Genomic DNA, 20,761 nt, shown 5'->3' with positions numbered 1-20,761 from the left:
TCACTTCAGCGGATCGTTTGGTCCGTCGGAAGGGAAGCGGCCGATAATCTGGTAATGGGAGCCTTCAGGCCGCTGGGTGCTACTAAACAGACTGATATGACTCACCTGGAATTCGGGCAATTCGAGATTGTCGTTCTGCGAGAGAAACTGGTTAATGGCGGGGGATTCCACCTTCTTGTCCTGCCGGACCACCAGTTGACGCGAACGCCGGCGGCGGAATCGGGCGAGGGTGATATGCGGTCGGTAGGCATTCTCCCAGGGTTCCAGACCGATGCCTGCCAGACATCGAACGATATCCTCATGCAGCTGCACCACCGGTGCTTCCGGTGACACACCCGCCCAGAGCGTCTTGGGATGCATCCGCGAGCCGAACATGCCCAGCCTGTCTACGGCCAGGGTGAAGGGCTCCACGGTAGCGCCATAGAGTGCGTCATAGATGGCATCCAGACGCTCGTCATCCACATTGCCGATGAAGCAGAGGGTGAGGTGCATCTGTTCCGGCGTCTGCCACTTGGCGCCCGATATCTCGGTGCGCAGGGTGGCGAGTTGGTGCTTGATACTGTTCGGTAGTTCCAGGCCGACAAACAGGCGGAGCATGGCATTCTCCAACGGTTAGCCTTTCAATATCGTCTTTCCTGCCGGGTATTATTTCATTCTAGACAGCCTTGGGGCGTCTGACGGCGGTTTTTACACATCGCTTGCCACCCAATACCCGAAAGATGGCGCTTAATTAATCTAACGTGATGATTAATAAAACGTATTCCCGTTTTAACCCATACGCTCCGTGAGTTCCGGTACCGTGAATTCACATCGCTCGGAATTGTTATCCAACGGGATATGCCGGGTAGATTCCATGGACGAAACCTACGGGGTAAGAATCGTTATGAACCATAAGGCTAATCTTGCATGTGTCACGCTTTTCAGTGCAGCAGTGTTCACCGCGCCGGCGGTCATGGCGCAGGAGCGTGATAACTCAGGGTTGTACATCGGGGGGAGTTACGGTGGCTTCAAATCCCACGGTGGCGAATTCGACGATGAAAACGACCTATTCGCCGGCACAGTGGGTTACCAGTTCAACCAGTACTTCGCACTGGAAGGGGATTACCTCGATTTCGGCGAGTTTGGCGAAGACGATGAGGTCAACGGTGATCTGAAGGGCTTGGCCCTTTCCGCGAAAGGCCGTTTTCCATTGACTGAGAGCTTTGGTATCTACGGTAAGGCAGGTGCCTTCGTCTACTCCTATGACGTGGATGCCTTCGATGAAGATGAAACCTATGATGAGGTCAGCCCCGTAGTGGGTGCCGGTGTGGACTTCCGTGTTACGGAGAGTCTGACCGCGTACGCTGAATATGACCGTTACAACGTCGACATCGATGAAGATGATTTCAATGGTCAGGTCACCAACGATGGGCCCGATTTCGACACCGCCCGTGTGGGTCTGAACTATATGTTCTGATCACGGGGTCGCAACCCGTCGGCCATCGACCGCATGAAAAAGGCGTTTTCAGCGAACGGCCGACAGCAAGTCTAAAGTCAGGAAAGGGTGCCGGTTGCCGGTACCCTTTTCTTATGCTCGGTGGTTTGGCTCGAAATAGAGTGTCTGTCATGCAACGTGGCCCAACAAAGGGTCTGCAACGCCGACAGAAGTACATTCTTCGTGTTTGCGCTATATTTTGGGCCCGAACCACTATTGTCCTCCCCGACCCAAGTACAGGTGAAATGATGCGCTCGATGTTGCCCACGGTATCGGTGTTGTTCTTCGCGGGATTATTGGCAGGCTGTGGTGGCTCTGACGGGGGCGACGTTGCTTCTGTTGCTGAAGAAAACCAGGACGCCAGTGGATCGGCAGATGAGGGCGGAAGCGCCAACGGGCCTGACGGTAACTGCGAACCGGAAGCATACCAGGCGGAACTGTTGAGGTTGGTGAATGCGGCCCGTTCGGAGGCGCGGATGTGCGGTGATCAGAGCTACGCTGCAGCCGGTTCTCTAACCTATTCTTGCGGCCTGGAGCAGGCGGCCTCGACTCACAGCGAAGACATGGCGACCAACAATTTCATCAGCCATACCGGCTCCAACGGATTGGGCGTCTCCGATCGAGTTGAGGCGGCTGGGTACGCCTGGAGTGCGGTTGGAGAAAATATCGCTGGCGGCTATGCGTCGCCGGACGAGGTGACTGCCGGCTGGCTGTCCAGCGCCGGACATTGCGCCAATATTATGAACCCGAGGTTCACCGAGTTCGGTGCAGCACGAGTGGAATCGGAGAATGCAGACTACCCGCGCTATTGGACCGAGGTTTTCGCCGCTCCCCGTTAACGAAGCAGGAGAAGGGTTCCGTCTCGGGCGAGTCCTATCAGGCTTTCGATTCCCAGGCCCAGAAACACCACCATTAGGCCGGTGATCACCATGGTGACCGCTGACGGCCAACCCAGTTGAGCAGACGTATCTTCCGGCGTGCCAAATACCATTGGCGCGATCACCCGAAGGTAATAGAACAGGGATACCACGGTGTTGATCACTGCTGCCACCGCTAGCCAGGTATAACCGCCATCAATAGCGGCCCCGAATACGAGAAGCTTGCCAAAGAACCCTACGAGCGGTGGTAGACCCAGAAACGAGAGCAGCGCCAGGATAAGTACGGCCGCCGCCCAAGGCCGCTGTTGAGCAAGGCCGCGGTAGTCAGCAAGTTCGGTCCGGCCGCGTAGGTGGGTCACAACCGAGAAGGCGGCCAGGTTGGCGATGGCGTAGGCGGTCAGGATGACCATGAGGGCCGGCAATGCCTGTTCAGTCGCTCCCAGAACAGCGATTGCGACCAGCGCGTAGCCCGACTGGGAGATGGCCGACCATCCCAGAAGCCGTCTGAGATTCGATTGCCAGAGCGCTGCCAGGTTACCCCAGGTCATCGTCACTACCGCCATCAGTGCGATCGCCCAACGCCAGGGAATGGCTTCCGGCAGAACGGCTGCCAGGCGGGCGAGGGCGACGGCGGCACCCACCTTGGTAATCACCGTGACCAGCGCAGCGACCGGCGCAGGCGCCCCCTGGGCCACATCGGGCATCCACATGTGTGCAGGGCTGGCACCTAACTTGAACCCAAGCCCGATCAGGATGAGCACCAGCGCAGTGATCACCACCCAGGGGTCGGGATTCTCTGCCAATCGGCCAGCCATTTCGGTATAGCCGGTGGCCCCCGTCAGACCAAACAATAGAACGACACCAATCACCAGCAGCGCGTTGGCCAGCGCGCCCACCAGGAAATACTTCATGGCGGCTTCCTGCGCCGGGCTCCACTGCCGGTGATAGCCCACCAGTGCATATCCCGTCACCGAAGACAGCAGGACACCCACGACGAGTTCCATGGTGTCGGCGGCCGATGCCATCATGATCGCGCCCAGCACCGCGAATAGCAGGAGGCCGTAATATTCCCCGTGTCGGCGGTCCGTGGCCATCCAGTGGGGAGAAAGTGCCGCCGAGGCAACGCCGCTAGAGATAATCAGCAGCTTGGCGAACCGGGCTGCACCATCCAGTGCCCAGACGCCGGCAAATGTCAGGTGGTCTGGCCTCGACCAGCCGGTCACCACCAGCCCCGCGCTGGCGACCAGTACGCCAGTTGCCAGCAGGGCGCAAAGCCCATGCAGACGATGGGGCAGGAAAGCCGCCGTGACGATGATGACAGCGGCGCCGATCAGCAGGACCAGTTCCGGCAAGAGATCAGCGACAGGCATCAGCCGCCTCCCACGAGCCAGCGCGCGGATGTATTGATGATGTCGAGCAGGAACGCCGGATAGACGCCGATCAAGACGACCAGCACCATGAATACGCCCAAGACGGCGATTTCGCTGGTCTTCAGGTCAGCCATCGTATTCCAGCGTTCGGGCAGTTGGCCGAAGAACAACGACTGCAACATCCGCAGGAACAGCGCGGCCGTAATCAGGATGCCCAGCAGCCCGATAGCAGCCAGCCATGGATACACGCCGAATGTCCCCACGAAAATATGGAACTCGGCGACGAACCCGGCCAACCCGGGAAGGCCCAGGCTGGCGAAGGCTGCCACGGTGGTCATCCCGGCCAGTTTAGGCGTTCGTCCGGAGAGACCTCCGTAATCCGCCAGACGATAGGTCTCGCCACGCTGCCAGAAGGACCCGGCGATCAGGAAGAGCGCACCGGTGATCAGACCGTGGGCCACCATCTCGACCGTCGCGCCGATCAGCGCCATGGAGCGGGCGGTCTCGCTACCATCGAGCAGGGCGCCTGCCGCCGCAATACCCAGCACCGCATAGCCCATGTGGTTGATCGAGGTATAGGCAATGCGCTGTTTGATGTCCTTCTGTCCCAGAGCCACCAGGGCGCCATAGAGAATGGAGACCAGTGCGAGGATGCCGAGCGGCAAGGCCCAGGCAGCAAAGGTCTCAGCCATCATGCTGTAGGGAATCCTGATCAGACCGTAGGTGCCCATTTTCAGCAGGACGCCGGCCAGGATGGCGGAGGCCGGGGCTGGGGCATCCACGTGGGCCCGCGGCAGCCAGGTATGGAATGGCACCAGCGGTGTCTTGATGATGAAGCCCAGCAGGAAGGCGGCCATCACCACACCGGCAAACGTGCCTGCGCCGGCCAGCGGTTGCTGTTGGATCAGCTCGCGCATGTCGAAGGTCAGCGGGTCCGCGGAAAGGTAGAGGCCGAGAATCGCCAGTAGCAGGAACAATGAGCCAAACAGCGTATACAGGAAGAACTTCAGCGCTGCGGACTGGGGCTCGCCGTGGCCCCAGCGGCCGATCAGGAAGTACATGCCTACCAGGGTGAGGTCGAAGAAGACGTAGAAGAGCAGCAGGTCCAAGGCAAGGAACACACCGAGGGAGGCCATTTCCAGGAACAGGATCCAGGCATAGTACTGGCGTGCGGCACCCCGGGTGTCGACCGGATAGGCTGCGGCACCGGTGAAAAGCAGCGCCGTCATGGCGGCCACGGCCAGGGCGATGCCATCGACGCCCAGGCGGAACCCCATCCCCAGTGAGGGTACCCAGTCGACCTCCTCGACCAACTGGAACATGCTGCCGCCCGTGTCGAACCGACTCCAGGCGATAACCATCAGCAGCAGCGGTACCAGCGTGGTGACCACCGCAAAGGCCCGCGCCGCCGATCGCGACCAACCGGGCCAAAGGGCGAGGGCCAATGCGCCAAGTAAGGGTACGACCAGTGCGGCGGTCAGAATCAAGATAATCCTCCTGTGATCATGCCCAGAATCAGGATAAGAACCATGGCGGCAATGCCAATGGCGATCAGGCTGTAGTAGTGGTGCAGCATGCCGGACTGCAGCTGGCGTGTGCTCTCGCCGGCCTTGCCGGAAAGCTGGGCCAGGCCCTCAGGCAGTCCGTCGAACAGCCACTCGATCGATCGGCTGCCCACGTTGGATAGCCAGAGCGTCAGGCGAGCCGTTACGCGAATACCGGCATCGACCACGCGTGTATCAAACGAGGCCAGCGCGTTCGCCAGACCATCGACGGGTTTTACGACGAACAATCGGGCCGCCCGGGGCAGCAGCATCCATTGGGTCAGGAAACGGCGAATGGCGCCGGATTGCGACTGGCCAGTCAACTCGCGGGTGGCCAGGCGCCGGCCAAGGTAAAGACCGGCCAGCACAAGCAGCAGGGAAACGGCAAACTCCCAAAGCTTGGTCGATGGAAAGGCGGTCACCAGCCATTGACCTACCGTGCTATGCACTGCTGGCAGCCAGATTGCGCTGCTCAGGAGCACCAGCACGACAAGGAAATAGATCGGCGCACGTTGTAACCCGCCGTGGGACTCGTGGGCCGGGTCGGGGCCTGTTTTTACGTCGACTAAACGGGGAAAGAGACACCCCTGAAAGCGCGCAGCATAAAGCGCGCTGAGGCCGCCCGCGAGAGCGACGAGAATGGCCAGCCACGGAGCAGCCAGGCCTGCGGATGTGACGACTGCCTCCTTACTCCAGGCCGGGCCGAGCGGTACGAGGCCGGCAAGGGCAAGTACGGCGACCAGGGAAGCGGGCCGAAGTCCCTTGGGTAGTGATGTGCCTGCTATTTCGCCAAGTTCATAGGAGCCCGCTCTCTGGCCGGCTATACCTGCAGTCAGGAACAGAGGCGCTTTCATCAGCGCATGCATGGCAAAGTGGGTCAAGGCGATTGCGGGGTAGCCCGCGCCGATGGCGATAAACATCAGCCCGTAGTGGGCGGATGTGGAGCCTGCCAGTAGACGTTTGGCGTGAGGCGATGCGGCCGCCACGAGACCGCCGGCCAGCGCCGTGGTCAGACCGGCCGCGATCAGCAGCGGTCCGAGCCAGGCTACACTCGCCAGGATAGGCTGGAATTGCGCCAGCAGGATAACCCCGGCGGCCACCATGGTTGCCGCATGGAGCAGGGCTGAGACCGGCGCCGGGCCGGACATCGCTGAGAACAGCCAGGGCGCGAACGGCACCTGAGCCGATTTGCTCAGCGCCGCCAGGGTGACACCGGCGGCAAATAGGCTCATGGCCTCCGGACTCATTTGCGCGAGATCGGCGTAGGCCAGGCTGCCGGTTTGTGAGAAAGCGATGAACGCCGCCAGGTAGAGGCCCAGATCGCCGGTGCGGGTGGTCATGAACGCCTGTGAGGCGTTACGGGCTTTTCCGCGGTCGTTAAAGTCATGGCCAATCAGCGCCCAGGACAAAGCCCCGACGATTTCCCAGGCAATCAATAGGCTCAGCAGATCACGGGCGAGGATGATCAACTCCATCGCGCCGGTGAAGGCCACCAGCAGCGCAACGAGCCGGCCCAGGCGTTGCGCCGGTTCGTGAACAGCAGCGTAGAAAATGATAGGCGCGGCCACCAGTGGTACGACCAGTGCCGCCAGGTGCGTCATCGGCGTGAAGCCGATCTGCAGGCTGAGCGTATCGCTCCAGGTCAGTGTTCCTGTCCAACCTGACGCTTCCGCGAATATCACCAATGCGAGCGTAACCGCGACCACGCCGGCGGCCGACCCCGCAAGCGCCGGGCGAGAGGATGTCCGTTGCCACCAACCATACAGCAGCAGGCTGGCAACGATAGGGAAAAGTGGAACCAACCAGAGCATCACTGTTTCAATCCGTCCAGGGCTTCGGTCATGTCAGCCTGCTTGGCGCGATAGACGGAGATTACCAGGGCGAAGCCCATGGCCATCTCGATCGCCATCACCGCCATGACGATGATGGTCAACAGCTGTCCCTCGGGTGCGCCGCCACCGGTCAGCGCCCAGAAACTGACAGCGGCCAGCATGGCGCCATTGAGGATGAGTTCCAGCCCCATCATCAGCATGACGAAGGACTGCTGCGAGAACGCGCCATAGAGGCCGATGCCAATCAGCGCGGCGGCAAGGATCAGGAGTGTAGCCAGTGTCATGGAGCTCTCCTTGTCTCTGTATCGGCCAAACCTCGCGCCAGGAGGTCAATGGCAGTGATGATGGTGGTGTCCGCCGCCCTCGTCCTCGGGCGGCTTATCCGCCGGATCGCCACCGGGTTCCAGACCCGGCGGCTGGGAACCTTCGTTCGCGTCGCCGTAGCGACCTTTGTGACTGGTGAGCATGACCACCGCGATCATCGTCGCCAGCAGGGTCACGCCGGCGGATTCGAAGACGAGCATGGAATCCCCGAGCAGTTCGTGACCCAGTGAAACCACTGGCTCCAGGCCCTCTGGCACGGGGCGGCTGGGAAATTCACCGAACAGCGCGACGGCACCAAGTGCCACGAAAGCCACAACGCCCACGCCGATGGCCACCTTTTCCTGATGCACCATCTTCATCGGGTTCAAGCCGGCCGGATTCATCATGAACATGACCATGAATAGCGCCATCACCATCATTTCCACGGCCATCATGAAGAACAGCGCCACACCGAGGTAAATAGCCGCCAGCAGCAGCATGATCACGCCCACCGCCAGGAACGAGACCAGCAGGAAGAACGAGGCGCGCACCATGGAATCCGTGACGAACACGCGCCAACCGGCGTAGATGGCAATGGCGGCGTTGATAAAAAAGACGATATCGACGGCACTCATAACAAGGCCTCCACACCGGCCCAGGCCAGGTCCACGAAGGCCAGCGGCAGCAGGACCACCCAGGCAAGAGTCAGGAAACGTTCCGGTGACGGGCGCGGCAGATGGTGTCCGAGAAGGATTAGCGCGAATAGCACGGCCAGCGTCTTAAGGATCACCCACACGGGGCCAGGCAGCCACGGCCCCTGCCAACCGCCCAGGAAGGCGGAAGCACCGATGGCGGCGAAGGCGACGAGCATCGCCGCGCGTCCCATCTGCCAGAGCAGGCGAGTCCGGCCTGATGCTTCGGAGGATGCGCCGCCCGCCAGGTCGTCGGAATCTGCAAAGTTCAGTGGGCCCCAGAAGCTGATACCAAGCCCGACGAGCAGGAACAGCGGTAGTCCGAGCGGCTGGCGGATGACATTCCACAGTTCCGCCTGAGACTCGACGACGGCACTGACCTGCAGGGATTCCGCAGGCAACGCAACGCCGATCAATACGAACATGCTTACCAGGATGTAGGACAGCCCCAGAGAGACATATCGATAGGCGCCAATCAGCGGAAAGTGGGCGTTCGGGGCCCAGCCCTGCAGGAATATAACCACGGTGGCCAAAGGCTCCAACGCGCCCCAGAGAACGATGCCCGTGGTCAGGTCTACCGGCACGAAGTCGGCGGTCCAGGGCACGAGGGCCAGTCCCATGGCGGCCAATACCAGATATAGGACGGGAGCGAGTCTCCAGGCAGCGCGATCGGGTGCTTCAGTCTGGTTTTCGGGGCGTACCAGAGGCTCGCCGCATCCTGCAGCGGCGCCATCAGGCTATTGCGGCCATAGGCGCCGGTGATACGTGTATACACGGCGCTATCCATCGCCGCGACACAATAGATACCGATGAACAGCGCCGCGAGTACCGTGCATACGGAGCCGAGAAGAAGATCTACCGTCATGATATGGCCCCTCCTTCATCGGCAGTCCCTGTTTCATTGGGAGCCGCGCCCTCATCGACAGCCGCCAGGTCCAGGCTGGCGATGACCGACATGGCCTCGCTCCATTCCAGGCCGACAAGCAGTGACGGCAGGAGGTCGCTACAGTCCACAGGCGGGTCAGACTTCGTCAGCGGTCCCAGCGGGGATTCCACGATATGGGACGGCGAACTCAAGGCTTCGTTCTTATGCGCGGAGAGGGCCAGCTTCAGGGCTTGGTCTGCTTCGTCGAGCCACTGTTTCCAGCGTGCGCCACAGGTGCCAGAGTGTTGGACCACTGGCTGGAACCCCAGGGAGGTATAGGCTGGGTCCTGGCTGCGACTGTCGGTGTTCGCACCTGCAGCCCGGGCTGCGGAGCCGCGCAGTCTCGCCACGCTGTCGCCGGTCACGACGCCTTGATGGGCGCCGGCCGACCTGAATAGCGAACGCCACACGGAAGCCGGCGCCAGCTCGCCCTTGGGCTGGTCCGGACGCAGGTGCGCGGCACGCCGGCGCAGACGTGTGGCATAGGCGCCGAGACCGTTGATTTGCAAGGCATGGCTCAACCGGCGCAGGTGATACCCGGCACGGGCCAGCTCCAGGTCGGCCAGTGGTACCGGGCGTCGCTGTGCTTGATAGAACACGTCCGGGAGCGTACGTGGATAGGGCTTGGAAATAACCTCGAAGTCAGCAATGACGTCACCGTGAAGTTTGATGCGAGCGCTCATGCCTGGCGGTAATAGGGACGAAAACGGACCCAGGGTGAAATCCAGCGGGTCGAGCTGCAGGCCGTCGCGCAGGTCGTCCTCCGGCATAGCCATGGGGCGTCCGTAGGGCTTGCCGCCCATCATGCCTTCTCCACCGTGACCGTCCCCCAGCCCCTTCCAGGGCGCCGGGGGCTCGTCGAGGCAGAGGTTGATGTCGCCGGCATGTTCGCCACTGATCAGCTTCCGGTAGGCGACCCTGGCGCGTTCCACGAGTTCTTCCGGCGCTGTTGTCTTGATGGCCGAGCTGCGTAGCTCCTCCGGGACCGGCGTGTTGCCGCACCAGAGGCTGATCCGCGGGACAGGCACCTGGTCGTGAACCCGCTTGAGGGCATCATGGTCGTAGGGTTCGACGGTACCCAGCACCACCAAGGCCCTGGCGTGTCTGGGGGAAGCTGTGATCTCGACGCCCGGAGAAAGATGCAGTGCATCGAGCGTCGCCTCACCGCCGCGGCCGATGATCGGAAACACCGGCAAGGGCGCGCGTCCGGCCTGCTTTTGCAGCCATTTCATTGCCATTTGAATGCCCCCTCGCGCCAGCCGTAGAGGATGCCGATGGAGAGGATGCCGAGGAACATGCCCATTTCGGACAGGGCCTTGATGCCCTCTGACACGTAGACCACGGCCCAGGGATACATGAACATCATCTCCATTTCGAAGGCGATGAGCAGCAGCGTCATGGGGTAGTAGCGCACGTGGAACCGCGACCAGGCATGCGTGTCCGGCTGCCCGCCGCCCAGGAAGGGTGCCCGCTGGGGCCAGGTGATGGGGTGTTTCGATGGTCTGGGGGTACGCTGGATCCAGAGACCGAAGGCGGCGGTAATAAGCGCAACGATCAGCAGGACCAGTAATTGTTTCAGTTCCATGCCAGTGTCCGTGTATCCGTACGCGAGTTCGGCGATGTCGGGAAACAAACTCTTTTGTATTTGAGGGATTGGCGACCGTCTGGGTTAGCCATTCCTAGAAACGACTCTCCTTAAACGCGTTTACATTCCGTAACATGAGTGTAGTTAGCCAAACTGAACTGAAAATGAAAATAACCTAGGTGTAATCGAATGGGAGTCGTCATGCGTTCGGCAATCCCCGACCGAAGCCGGGACGGGGGAGTTCCAATGTCACTACCAGCCCGCCCACATCGCCCTGCCTGAAACCCAAGCGTCCCTCGTATCGGGCGATGAGGTCACGAACAATCGCAAGCCCCAGCCCGTGACCGGGTTTTTGCTGGTCGAGTCTCAGGCCGCGGGTTCCGAGTGTAGGGAGTTCTTCGGCGGCTACGCCGGGCCCATCGTCAGTGACCGTGATAGCGAGGATATTCTGGCGCTGGATGATAGTCACGCTGACATGTCGGTTGGCCCATTTGCCCGCGTTGTCCAGCAGGTTGCCAAGCATCTCGCTCAGGTCATGTTCTTCCACGGACCACGTGAACTCGTTTGGCAGATCGGTATTGAGCTCGAAGTTCTTTTCGGGGTGGAGCCGGCCCAGCATCCAGACGAGATCGTGCGCCTGTTGAACCGGATGTGCCTGTTTGCCGACATCCGGCCCCGCGAACCGGGTACGGCGCATCTCCGCTTCGAGTTGGTGGTCTATGTCCGATAAGCGGGCCGCCAGCCGTCGACGATAATCGTCGTCCAGCGGGCGTTGGGTATCTTCCAGCGCTTGCTGGATCGCCGCTATAGGCGTCTTGATGCTGTGGGACAGGTTTGCGAGGGCTTGACGCGAGCGCTCCAACCGCTGATCGAGTCGGTCAAGGAGGTGGTTTATCTGGCGGATCAATGGCAAAAATTCGCGAGGCGCCGTCAGTTCCAGCCGCGCCTGGCGACCTTCCTGAAAGGCCTGCAGGGAACCCTGTAGGGAGCGAACCGGCTTAAGTGCAAGGTAGACGGCCAACAGTACGAGAACGATCAATACGCCGAGCAGACCAATGGCGACCGCCGCCGTCCAGGCGTGGAGCTCGGATTGACTGTCGCGTAATGTCGTCAGGTCTTCGGCGACCACGATCACCAGAGGCTCGTCACCCATCCTTGCGACGTGACGGAAAAGCAGGAGTTCTGGCATCGACCCACCACCGGCTCGAAGAAAGCGGGTGCCTTGTTCCTCAAGGGCCGGCTCGAGAACCGATGCCAGTTGGGTCGACGACAAGTAGGTTCGGTGCCCCAGGCGAATGGCGAAGGCGTGGTGGAAAACGTCTTCGAAGTAGCGTCCAGCGGTGTACGCCAAGTCCTCTGACGGCGCTGCTTCCTCAAGTTGGCGCTCCAGAAACCGGGCTTCCTGGCGAAGACGCGACTCTACGAAATCGGCTGTCATGCGATCGAGCAATGCGCCGTGGATCAGCCATGCTCCCCACATGAACACCACCATCAGTGGCAACAGCCAGAGCAGGAGTTTTGCACGCAGGGAATAGCCTGCCCGGTTCACTATGCCGTCAGGATTTGGCATTGAAGCTGTAGCCCTGTCCGCGTTGTGTCGAAATGGCATCACGGCCGACAATCAGTCGCAGGCGCCGAATGTACGCTTCGATCGTATTGTGTGCCGGCTCGTCTTTCAGACTGTAGAGCTGTTCCATTAACTCGTCTTTCGAGAGTAACCGGCCCGGGCGCGTCATCAGGCACCGTAACAGACGAAATTCGGTGCCCGTCAGGGTGTGCCATTCTCCATCCGTGGTCTGTACCTGTTGGCGGTCTTCATCCAGGGCATAGTCTCCGACACGGATGCGGGAGTCGCTGCGCCCTTCGCTTCGTCTTACCAACGCATGAATACGGGCGACCAACTCTTCGGTATGGAAGGGCTTGGCCAAGTAGTCATCGGCGCCGGCCTTCAGGCCGTTGACCTTGTCCTGCCAATCGCTGCGTGCAGTCAGAATAAGGACGGGGACGTTGTTGTGATGCTGGCGCCAGTAACGCAGCACCTGCAATCCGTCTCCGTCGGGCAACCCCATATCCAGTATGACCGCGCGGTATTGTTCCTGTAGACCCAACGATTTGGCGTGAGACACGGTCCCAACCCAGTCGACGGCAAAACCGGCATCGGCCAACCCCTTCTTCAGGGTCTCCACAAGCATTGCATCATCTTCTACCAGAAGCAGTCTCATGGCTCTCCTTGGCTCCGCGTTCTCAGACTTTTCATAAAGTTAGATGGTTTTACAAGTCTAGTGCATATAACTGAAACCGGACTGAACCGGGCGCAAAAATAAAAATCAGGAATTCAGCATGGTTTCAGCTTGGGCGCGCATATTAAAGACCGATTCAGGCAGCGGTACCGTCGCTTTGGGTAATGGCGCTGTCTCGTTATGAGCGTATTCGAGGATAGGAAATGAACCAATTCAAGTCACGACAGGCACTTGTAGGCGTCATGGTTATGGCTCTCTCCATTTTGCCGGTCGCGTCCCACGCCGCCGGCGCCCATGGTGGTCACTCCGGTCACGCCAACTTCGGTAGTCCGGCGCAAGTGTCGGCCGCCGGGCGAACCATCAATGTGGTGATGCACGATAACTACTTCGAGCCGGAAAGCTTGTCTGTGGAGCCCGGAGAAACAGTGCTGTTCAGGATTTCCAACAAGGGCAACCTCGTCCACGAATTCAGTCTCGGTACGCCGGAAACCCACGCTGCATCCGATGATGAGATGCAGATGTTCGTGGCCCATGGCGTCATCCAGGGCAATAAGCTGAATCGCTCGATGATGACTGAGGGAATGGGCAACGGTCATTCGATGTCGCATGCGGCGCCGCACCGGGTTCTGCTGGCACCGGGCGAAGAGGCCGAGATCGCCTGGACATTCGCTCAAGCCGGGGCCCAGCCCATTGAGTTTGCCTGCAACGTACCGGGTCACTACGCAGCTGGCATGGTGGGCGACGTCGCTGTCGAATAAACGACGACCCGTCTCACAGACAACGCTGTACTGGAAGACTATTACTGAGGTTCTGATATGAGGTTTCTATTGCGACTGACAGCCACGCTGGGTGTGCTGTTGGCGCCGCTGGCGCTTGAGGCTGGTGAGTATGACATTACAGTCGACCGGGTCATGATTGATACCGGCGACTTCGCCCGTGAAGGTATCGGCTATAACGGGCAGTCGCCGGGACCGACCCTGCGCTTCAAAGAAGGCGAGACGGTCACCATCAACGTCACCAATAACCTGGATGTCACCACCTCGATTCACTGGCATGGACTTATCCTGCCCTATGAACAGGACGGCGTCCCCGGGATCAGCTATCCGGGGATCGCGCCGGGCGAGACGTTCACCTATCGGTTCCCCATCGTCCAAAGTGGCACCTACTGGTTCCACAGCCATTCTGGCTTCCAGGAGCCCAACGGTGCGTATGGCGCCATCGTGATCGAGCCTGAAGGGCGTGAGCCGTTCCGTTACGACCGGGAATATGTCGTGCAGTTGACCGACAAACATCCCCATAGCGGCGAGCGCATCATGCGCAACCTTAAGATGATGCCGGATTATTACAACCGCCATCAGCAAACCGTTGGGGATTTCTTTGCAGAGTCGGACCAAAAGGGGTTCTGGGCAACGCTGCAGGACCGTCTGATGTGGGGCGACATGCGAATGATGAAAGCAGATATCGAGGACGTGCAGGGTTTCACTGGCCTGATTAACGGCAAAGGGCCGGCCCAGAACTGGACCGGCCTGTTCCAGCCCGGTGAGCGGATTCGGCTGCGCTTTATCAACTCATCAGCCATGACCTACTTCGACATCCGTATTCCCGGACTGGAAATGACTGTTGTGGAAGCGGACGGCAACAATGTTCAGCCGGTAACCGTCGATGAGTTCCGCATCGGCGTGGCCGAAACCTACGATGTGATCGTTCGGCCGCGCGAAGAACGTGCCTACACGATTTTTGCCGAATCCATGGGGCGGTCCGGTTATGCCCGCGGAACGCTGGCGCCGAAAGAAGGCATGGTTGCCGATGTTCCCGAACGGCGCGCTCCTCCGTTACTGACGATGGCGGATATGTCAGGTATGCCCGGTATGGATCATGGTAACCATGGTGGGCACGTGATGGATGCCGGGATGACCGGGCACAGTGCAACGGATCACGGCGCGATGAAACACAGTGAGATGGCGCATGCCGATATGAACCAGGCCGTGATGGACCCGGCTGTGATGGACCATAGCACCATGGGTCACGGGGCGAATCACGGAATGAGTCATGGTACGGCCAACGATCATCAACCCATGCCAGCCGGTGACCATTCCGGGCATGACGGGCCTATGGCGCATGGGGAACCGGCGCAGGCTTCGATGAATCACGACGCTATGGGGCACAGCGCGATGGTTTCCACGGAAGCCGCGACCGATCCTTTCTATGCGCCGGGTAGCGGCCTGATACCGACGGCGGCCAACGGCGGAAAGTTCCTGTCCTACGCCGACCTGCGGGCGCAGAAACCACTCTACGACGATCGTGAACCCACGCGGGAGATCGAGTTGCGGCTGACCGGTAACATGGAGCGCTATAGCTGGAGCATCAACGGCATCAAATACGAGGACGCCGAGCCCATCCGTCTGACATACGGTGAACGGGTACGCTTCAAATTCGTCAACGAAACCATGATGACGCACCCGATGCACCTGCACGGCATGTGGTCGATCCTCGATGTTGGGGCGGGCCAGTGGAACCCGGTTAAACACGTGATCAGCGTACAGCCGGGGACCACCGTCTTTATGGAGACGGAAGTCGATGCGCCGGGCCAATGGGCATTCCATTGCCATCTTTCGTACCACGCCGCGTCAGGCATGTTCCGCAAAGTGATCGTCGAAGGCGGGCCGGATCAGGTGACCGGCGCAGATGAAGTCAGCCAGGGAGGTGATGCATGAAGAAGCAGGTTGTTACGCTGTCCCTGCTTATAGGCTCGATGATGCTGCTACCCGGACTTGTCACCGCGCAAGAGCGGGGCGGACACACCTACAGCCATTTCTGGGGTGTCCAGGTGGAGGAACTTGAATACCGCTACAGCGATGACGACGCCGAGCTGGGCGTCTGGGATGCCGACGCATTCTATGGTTCCGATGAACTCAAGTTCCGCTGGTTGACCAAGGGCGAGTATGAGATTGAGGAGCAGGCCTACGAATCCCTGGAAAACCAGCTTCTGCTGCAGAAACCGATTTCGGATTTCTTCGATGCCAAACTGGGTATCAGGGTCGACACGCCGGAAGGGCCAGACCGCACATACGGTGTGCTGGGTATCGCCGGGCTTGCTCCATACTGGTTTGAAGTCGATGCCAGTGTCTATGTGAGTGATGAAGGGGATGCTTCGGCGGAACTTGATGCCGAGTACGAACTCCTGCTCACCAATCATCTAATCCTGAATCTGGGATTGGATACAACAGTGGCCTTTTCCGAGGACAAGGAGATTGGCCTGGGACAGGGACTTGCGAGTACCGAGCTTGGGGCCCGTCTGTCCTATGATGTTATCGATCGTTTGTTCTCACCTTATATCGGCGTGGTACATGAGCGTAAGTATGGCGATACGAAGGACCTTGCTGAAGTTGGCGGTGGAAGTACGGAAGACTGGTTTGTCGTAGTCGGGACGCGGCTGGTTTTCTGACGGTCCAGGACATTGTCGAACGATGGAGCCGGGTTCACTGGGCCTGGCCATTCCAAAAATAAAACCGACTGGAGAGATCAATGAAATTCTTTCTTGGCGTGCTCACGACGCTGGCTGTTCTTGTCCTGGGTGTGGTGTCGTTTGTTTTTAGCGGCATGTACAACGTTGCGGCCACTGAGGATCATACAGCGGCTGGACGATGGGCGCTGCATCAGGCCATGCATAGCTCAGTCGCTGCTCGCTCGGACGGGATCGACGTGCCAAATCTGGATGATGAGTCGATGGTTCGACGTGGGGCGCAGGCGTACGACGCGCTCTGTGCTGCGTGCCACCTGAAGCCGGGGCTGGATTCCAGTCTGATCCGCACCGGACTGAACCCGACGCCCCCGGCCCTGGCCGAGGGAGGCCACCACGACTCGGCGCGACAGTTCTGGATCATCAAGAACGGTATTCGCATGACGGGCATGCCGGCGTGGGGCCCCACCCACGACGATGAGGCCCTGTGGGAAATCGTTGCCTTCCTGAAAGAGCTACCCGGTCTTTCCGAGGATGAGTATGCGCAGCTGGTCCAGCCGACGAAAGGCCAGGATGGGATGGCGAACGATGGCCATGATCACGACCACGGGAATATGCGGGCGATGATGGACGGTGGTGGGCACCACGATTCAACGCCGGCTTCTGGCCATGCCGGTGACGACTCTGAAGGTCATGGCGAGCCGGGCCATCACGATAGTCAGGGGGAGGCGTCGCAGAAGGCAACGAAGGCTGCATCAGCGGAAGAGGACGACCACTACGCCGATGGCCACACGCACTGATCATCGGCTCATTCGCAGAACGGCCAGAATTGGTAGAAATGCCGGCAGCGAAGTTCTGCCTCGCACTGCTCAAGTTGCGCTGTATAGGTCAAGGCATGGCTGGTAACGCGGTTCGCCACCCGCTGGACCCATGGGCGTTGCTTGTAGGTTTGCCGCCTGAAACCGGTCGGTCCTTCGTGGTAGGCAAGGTAGAGATCACGGGTGTTGTCGAGCGGTAATTCCAGCTGTTTGTGGGTTCGGTGGTTATACCAGCCGATGAAATCGAGGGCATGTTTCATCTGTGACCGCTCGGCGAAAACGCTGCCGGCGTCGGCCATGTATTCCGACCAGGCCGGATCCAGGGCCTGGGCATATCCAAACGCCGTGGATGGGCGGGTCCAGGGAATAATGCCGAACAGGCGGGTGCGCTCAGGCCGGATATAGCTCTGGAAGGCTGATTCCTGACGCACGAACGCGATCTGGGTCGGGATCGGCGTACCCCAGCGATCGCGAGATTCCGCTGCGTAGTCGTACCACTCGGGGTACTCCTCGAAGACATCGCAGATATTGTCGGGATTGGCGGGTGGGTTGGGTACCAGCACCCTGTAGCCACTGATGAGCCAGGCGAGCACGGCCACCACGACCAGCGGCATGGCGAATTCCAGGGTCAACTTCAGCAGGGTCTTGGCGCGGGCTCGGATGGGATGCTCCGTGAAAGCTAACGTACATCTCGCGCCAGTATAGCCGGTCCGCCTATGGCAGGGGACCGGCTGACAAATCCGTCATATTGCTCAGACGGCTATCGCTCCTCGCGGCTCGGCGGTGCCATGAATTCGGGGCCGACCGGATCCTTGATGTGCTGATCGAGGATGCCGTCGATCGCTTTCATGTCTTCGTCTGACAGGGACCAGCCTTCGACATTGCTGACCGGGTCCAGTTGATCGGGACGGCGGGCGCCCCAGAGAGCCGTTGTTACACCCTTGCGGTCGATCAGCCAGCGAAGCGCTAGGGCGAGCACGGATTTGCCATAGTTGCTTTCGGCGTAATCCTGAAGCGCGGACACTGCGTTAAGGTACTGCTCGAACCGTTCCCCCTGGAACTTGGGATCGTTATTGCGCAGGTCGTCACCTTCGAATTCGCTATCCTTACTCATCTTGCCGGACAGCAGGCCGCGACAGAGACCGCCGTAGGTGATCGTCGCGATGCCCTTGTCCACGCAGTAGGGCAGGACATCATCCTCGATGCCTCGCTCGAACAGGTTATAGGGTGGCTGCAGGCTATGCAGCGGCGCGAACTTCTGGAACTCGTCCATGTCCTGCGGCGTAAAGTTGCTGACCCCGATTGCCCGGATCTTGCCATCCTTGAGCAGCTTCTCCATCGCCTTGGCGGTTTCCTCCATCGGCGTGACCGGATCGGGCCAGTGAATCTGGTATATGTCGATGGTGTCTGTCTGCAGGCGGCGGAGCGAGTCTTCCACCTCCTTCTGGATACGCTCGGCGCGGGCATCACGCCAGACGCTTTCGTCGTCGTTCCAGTTCATGGCGACTTTGGTGGCCAACACGACCTGGTCGCGTCGACCGCCGGCCAGCGCCTTACCGACGATCTCTTCGGAGCGGCCGAAGCCGTAGACCGGCGCGGTATCGATCAGCTTGATGCCTTTATCGATCGCGGCGTGAATAGTGTCGATGGACTGGGCCTCATCCGTGCCGCCCCACATCCAGCCGCCGATAGCCCAGGTGCCCAGGCCGACAGGTGTGACTTCGATATCCGTATTGCCAAACTTCCGGGTTTTCATGGCGCCTCCATTGTCCGTTGTCAGTCATTCGAAATACGTCATTCGGAACATGCGGATCTCGCAGCCGGCAAAAATAACGGCTGCTTCCATGCGGAACCGAGCTTTTTAGAAAATGCGGGCAAACCTGAATGCGGGCAGGTGAGTCCGGCCAGGGGAATTATTATCGGTGTGTCATTGATTCTGGACAGAGGGCGACGTCAATTCAATGACATCGAGGTGAACGTCAGGAAAGGTTTGTCAGGGGGCGGTATGACTTGGCACTGAATTTCGTCCTGCGGAGGGCCCGCAGGACGTTTGCACTATCGGTCGGTGGCCGTAGCCGCTATCAGTTGGTGGGTGTAGCGGCCATGGTCTTCTTGAGATGATCCATGGCGCCCAGGCTGGTAAACACGTCGAGGCTGCTGACCGGCGTGGCACTGCCGTCGCCGACGTAGTATTCAGGCATCTTGATCTGGGTTTCCTTCAGCGCCGGATACATGACACCTGCGATATCGCGCTGGATTTCAGCCATGTAGATATCCTTTGCCGCCTGTTTGGCCAAGAGGTGGGCCTTGGCGACTTCCGCTTCTGCCAGGCCTTTCTCGCGGATTGCTTTGGCGGCGTAGGTTGCGGCTTCCGCATTGGCTTTCTGGATATCACGCTCAGCCGTGGCGATTTCCAGTTGGGTTTCCTTCTCAAGCACGGCGACGGCCTGTTCCTTTTCCTTGCGGACCCGTTCCAACTCGGCTTGCTGTCGCTCCATTTCAACTTCTTTCTGCTTTGAAATGATCGCCAGTTCCTTGGCGCGCTGGGCATCCTGGATCGCGCGGGCTTTCTCGATTTCCTTTTCCAGCTGGGCCGTCTTGGCTTCAGCCCTGGCGGTTTCCTGGGCCTGGATGGCGGTAATACGCTTGGCGACCAGGTCTTTCTTCTTCACCAGCAGCTCGTCCAGGCGTTTTTCCGGAATCGGGCGACCGATGGTGACCTGACGAACCTGGATACCATAGGAATCCAGGGGGTTGGCCAGTCGCATCGCCTGACCGGAATTGTCTTGCAGGATAATATTCTTCCAGACCAGCTGTATCTTGCGCTCCAGCCGGTCGGCATCATCGTTATCAGACGAAACGGCAGCCAAATCGGTCTGCTCGACTTCCACCTGGCGGCGCTCGGTCTGGTAAAGGCCGTTTTGCAGTTGGTCTTCGAGTTGCACCTTGAATTTGTTCAGTCCGCCCTGGAAAAATTCTTCGCCGGTGTACTGGGTGGCGGTCACGACGGTGACGTTCTTGGCATTTTTCAGCAACAGCGAGTCGATCAGATTATCGTAGCTGCGGAACTCCCGGTGCATGGCGACGACCTTTTCCGGATCGCCCGAGAGCTTGAAACGGAAAGTGGCCGGAATACGCGCGGTGTAGGTGTCGGCAAACTGGACTTCCACTTCAGTCAGCTGGCGAGTCGCGCGAATGACTTCGCCGTTCTCCTGATTACCGAAATTCAGCGTCATCGCCTGGTTGTAGGTGTACACGTTGGAGAACATCGGCACCTTGAAATGCACGCCGGGTTCGGTGAATACCCGGATGGTGCCGAACAGGGTGTCCTGCACGACATAGGTGTAACCGAGTTCGGTCGTGAAGAATGACGACATGGCGAGCATCAGCGCGACCAGCGCGCCCACGATACCCATGAAGTACTTCTTCAGGCCGCTGAAAAGCGAAGTGGAGAGGGTGGAGATAAGGGGGGTCTTTACTGCCTGGTCCATGTTTTCGGTTCCTGTTGGTCTTCCTTGGCGCGGGCAAAAATACACCGCTTTGCTTTAGCGTGCCACCTTTATCGACAGTTACCGGAATTTCATGTACTTGGTGCCATAAAATACAGAGGGTTAGCTATTAAAAGGTGAATATTTTAAGT

General features: G+C 59.7%; 21 protein-coding genes. 6 read left to right on the top strand and 15 right to left on the bottom strand.

The window, feature by feature from the left end; translation table 11 throughout:
• On the bottom strand, positions 1–597 hold the full coding sequence (gene thpR, locus RE428_RS16265; protein WP_004582994.1) for an RNA 2',3'-cyclic phosphodiesterase: 597 nt from the start codon (positions 595–597) through the stop codon (positions 1–3).
• Positions 598–883: 286 nt separating this feature from the next.
• Between thpR and RE428_RS16260 the strand changes: the two genes are divergently transcribed.
• The gene (locus tag RE428_RS16260) at positions 884–1,456 is read left to right on the top strand and encodes an outer membrane beta-barrel protein (protein WP_040883852.1); all 573 of its coding nucleotides are present in this window, start codon (positions 884–886) and stop codon (positions 1,454–1,456) included.
• Positions 1,457–1,731: 275 nt separating this feature from the next.
• The gene (locus RE428_RS16255; RefSeq protein ID WP_004582992.1) at positions 1,732–2,313 is read left to right on the top strand and encodes a CAP domain-containing protein; all 582 of its coding nucleotides are present in this window, start codon (positions 1,732–1,734) and stop codon (positions 2,311–2,313) included.
• Here the strand turns inward: RE428_RS16255 and RE428_RS16250 are convergent.
• The 11 genes from RE428_RS16250 to RE428_RS16200 form a co-directional block, all read right to left on the bottom strand.
• Positions 2,310–3,722, bottom strand: a complete 1,413-nt coding sequence (locus tag RE428_RS16250) for an NADH-quinone oxidoreductase subunit N (RefSeq protein ID WP_004582990.1) — start codon at positions 3,720–3,722, stop codon at positions 2,310–2,312. The two genes, RE428_RS16255 and RE428_RS16250, sit on opposite strands and share 4 nt — an antisense overlap.
• Positions 3,722–5,209 (bottom strand): complex I subunit 4 family protein, encoded by a 1,488-nt coding sequence (locus tag RE428_RS16245; RefSeq protein WP_004582989.1) that lies wholly within the window; start codon positions 5,207–5,209, stop codon positions 3,722–3,724. The genes RE428_RS16250 and RE428_RS16245 overlap by 1 nt, the downstream gene beginning before the upstream one ends.
• Positions 5,206–7,077 carry an NADH-quinone oxidoreductase subunit 5 family protein gene (locus RE428_RS16240; protein ID WP_004582988.1) on the bottom strand — a complete coding sequence of 624 codons (1,872 nt, stop codon included), beginning with the start codon at positions 7,075–7,077 and terminating at the stop codon, positions 5,206–5,208. The genes RE428_RS16245 and RE428_RS16240 overlap by 4 nt, the downstream gene beginning before the upstream one ends.
• Entirely contained in the window at positions 7,077–7,382 is a 306-nt protein-coding gene (gene nuoK, locus RE428_RS16235; RefSeq protein WP_004582987.1) for an NADH-quinone oxidoreductase subunit NuoK, read from the bottom strand. Before nuoK ends, RE428_RS16240 begins: the two co-directional genes overlap by 1 nt.
• A gap of 45 nt (positions 7,383–7,427) precedes the next feature.
• Positions 7,428–8,036 carry an NADH-quinone oxidoreductase subunit J family protein gene (locus RE428_RS16230; RefSeq protein ID WP_004582986.1) on the bottom strand — a complete coding sequence of 203 codons (609 nt, stop codon included), beginning with the start codon at positions 8,034–8,036 and terminating at the stop codon, positions 7,428–7,430.
• Complete coding sequence (locus tag RE428_RS16225) at positions 8,033–8,713, bottom strand: complex I subunit 1 family protein (protein ID WP_338381151.1); 681 nt, start codon at positions 8,711–8,713, stop codon at positions 8,033–8,035. Before RE428_RS16225 ends, RE428_RS16230 begins: the two co-directional genes overlap by 4 nt.
• Positions 8,668–8,958, bottom strand: coding sequence for a hypothetical protein (locus tag RE428_RS16220; protein WP_338381150.1), 291 nt, complete (start codon positions 8,956–8,958; stop codon positions 8,668–8,670). The genes RE428_RS16225 and RE428_RS16220 overlap by 46 nt, the downstream gene beginning before the upstream one ends.
• On the bottom strand, positions 8,955–10,256 hold the full coding sequence (locus tag RE428_RS16215; RefSeq protein ID WP_004582984.1) for a hypothetical protein: 1,302 nt from the start codon (positions 10,254–10,256) through the stop codon (positions 8,955–8,957). The genes RE428_RS16220 and RE428_RS16215 overlap by 4 nt, the downstream gene beginning before the upstream one ends.
• Positions 10,247–10,603: an NADH-quinone oxidoreductase subunit A gene (locus tag RE428_RS16210; RefSeq protein ID WP_004582983.1), complete on the bottom strand. Its 357-nt coding sequence runs from the start codon at positions 10,601–10,603 to the stop codon at positions 10,247–10,249. The genes RE428_RS16215 and RE428_RS16210 overlap by 10 nt, the downstream gene beginning before the upstream one ends.
• 199 nt (positions 10,604–10,802) lie before the next feature.
• A complete protein-coding gene (locus RE428_RS16205; protein WP_004582982.1) occupies positions 10,803–12,173 on the bottom strand; it encodes a sensor histidine kinase in 1,371 nt (456 codons plus the stop codon).
• Positions 12,160–12,825, bottom strand: coding sequence for a response regulator (locus RE428_RS16200; protein ID WP_004582981.1), 666 nt, complete (start codon positions 12,823–12,825; stop codon positions 12,160–12,162). Before RE428_RS16200 ends, RE428_RS16205 begins: the two co-directional genes overlap by 14 nt.
• 221 nt (positions 12,826–13,046) lie before the next feature.
• Between RE428_RS16200 and RE428_RS16195 the strand changes: the two genes are divergently transcribed.
• The 4 genes from RE428_RS16195 to RE428_RS16180 all read left to right on the top strand — a co-directional run bounded on the left by RE428_RS16195 (position 13,047) and on the right by RE428_RS16180 (position 17,103).
• Positions 13,047–13,601 carry a cupredoxin domain-containing protein gene (locus tag RE428_RS16195; RefSeq protein ID WP_004582980.1) on the top strand — a complete coding sequence of 185 codons (555 nt, stop codon included), beginning with the start codon at positions 13,047–13,049 and terminating at the stop codon, positions 13,599–13,601.
• A gap of 57 nt (positions 13,602–13,658) precedes the next feature.
• A complete protein-coding gene (locus RE428_RS16190; RefSeq protein ID WP_004582979.1) occupies positions 13,659–15,557 on the top strand; it encodes a copper resistance system multicopper oxidase in 1,899 nt (632 codons plus the stop codon).
• On the top strand, positions 15,554–16,288 hold the full coding sequence (locus tag RE428_RS16185) for a copper resistance protein B (protein WP_004582978.1): 735 nt from the start codon (positions 15,554–15,556) through the stop codon (positions 16,286–16,288). Before RE428_RS16190 ends, RE428_RS16185 begins: the two co-directional genes overlap by 4 nt.
• Before the next feature lie 80 nt (positions 16,289–16,368).
• The gene (locus RE428_RS16180; protein ID WP_004582977.1) at positions 16,369–17,103 is read left to right on the top strand and encodes a c-type cytochrome; all 735 of its coding nucleotides are present in this window, start codon (positions 16,369–16,371) and stop codon (positions 17,101–17,103) included.
• A gap of 8 nt (positions 17,104–17,111) precedes the next feature.
• Here the strand turns inward: RE428_RS16180 and RE428_RS16175 are convergent, their stop codons facing one another.
• The 3 genes from RE428_RS16175 to RE428_RS16165 all read right to left on the bottom strand — a co-directional run bounded on the left by RE428_RS16175 (position 17,112) and on the right by RE428_RS16165 (position 20,612).
• Entirely contained in the window at positions 17,112–17,735 is a 624-nt protein-coding gene (locus RE428_RS16175) for a transglycosylase SLT domain-containing protein (RefSeq protein ID WP_004582976.1), read from the bottom strand.
• Between the two features lie 146 nt (positions 17,736–17,881).
• Positions 17,882–18,877 carry an aldo/keto reductase gene (locus RE428_RS16170; protein ID WP_004582975.1) on the bottom strand — a complete coding sequence of 332 codons (996 nt, stop codon included), beginning with the start codon at positions 18,875–18,877 and terminating at the stop codon, positions 17,882–17,884.
• Between the two features lie 325 nt (positions 18,878–19,202).
• Positions 19,203–20,612: an SPFH domain-containing protein gene (locus RE428_RS16165; protein WP_004582974.1), complete on the bottom strand. Its 1,410-nt coding sequence runs from the start codon at positions 20,610–20,612 to the stop codon at positions 19,203–19,205.
• Positions 20,613–20,761: the final 149 nt, after the last annotated feature.

The organism is Marinobacter nanhaiticus D15-8W (assembly GCF_036511935.1).
In the GTDB taxonomy this organism is placed as follows: Bacteria; Pseudomonadota; Gammaproteobacteria; order Pseudomonadales; family Oleiphilaceae; genus Marinobacter_A; species Marinobacter_A nanhaiticus.
The sequence above is the reverse complement of the archived record's forward strand: the minus strand, read 5'-3'. Positions and strand labels throughout refer to the sequence as shown.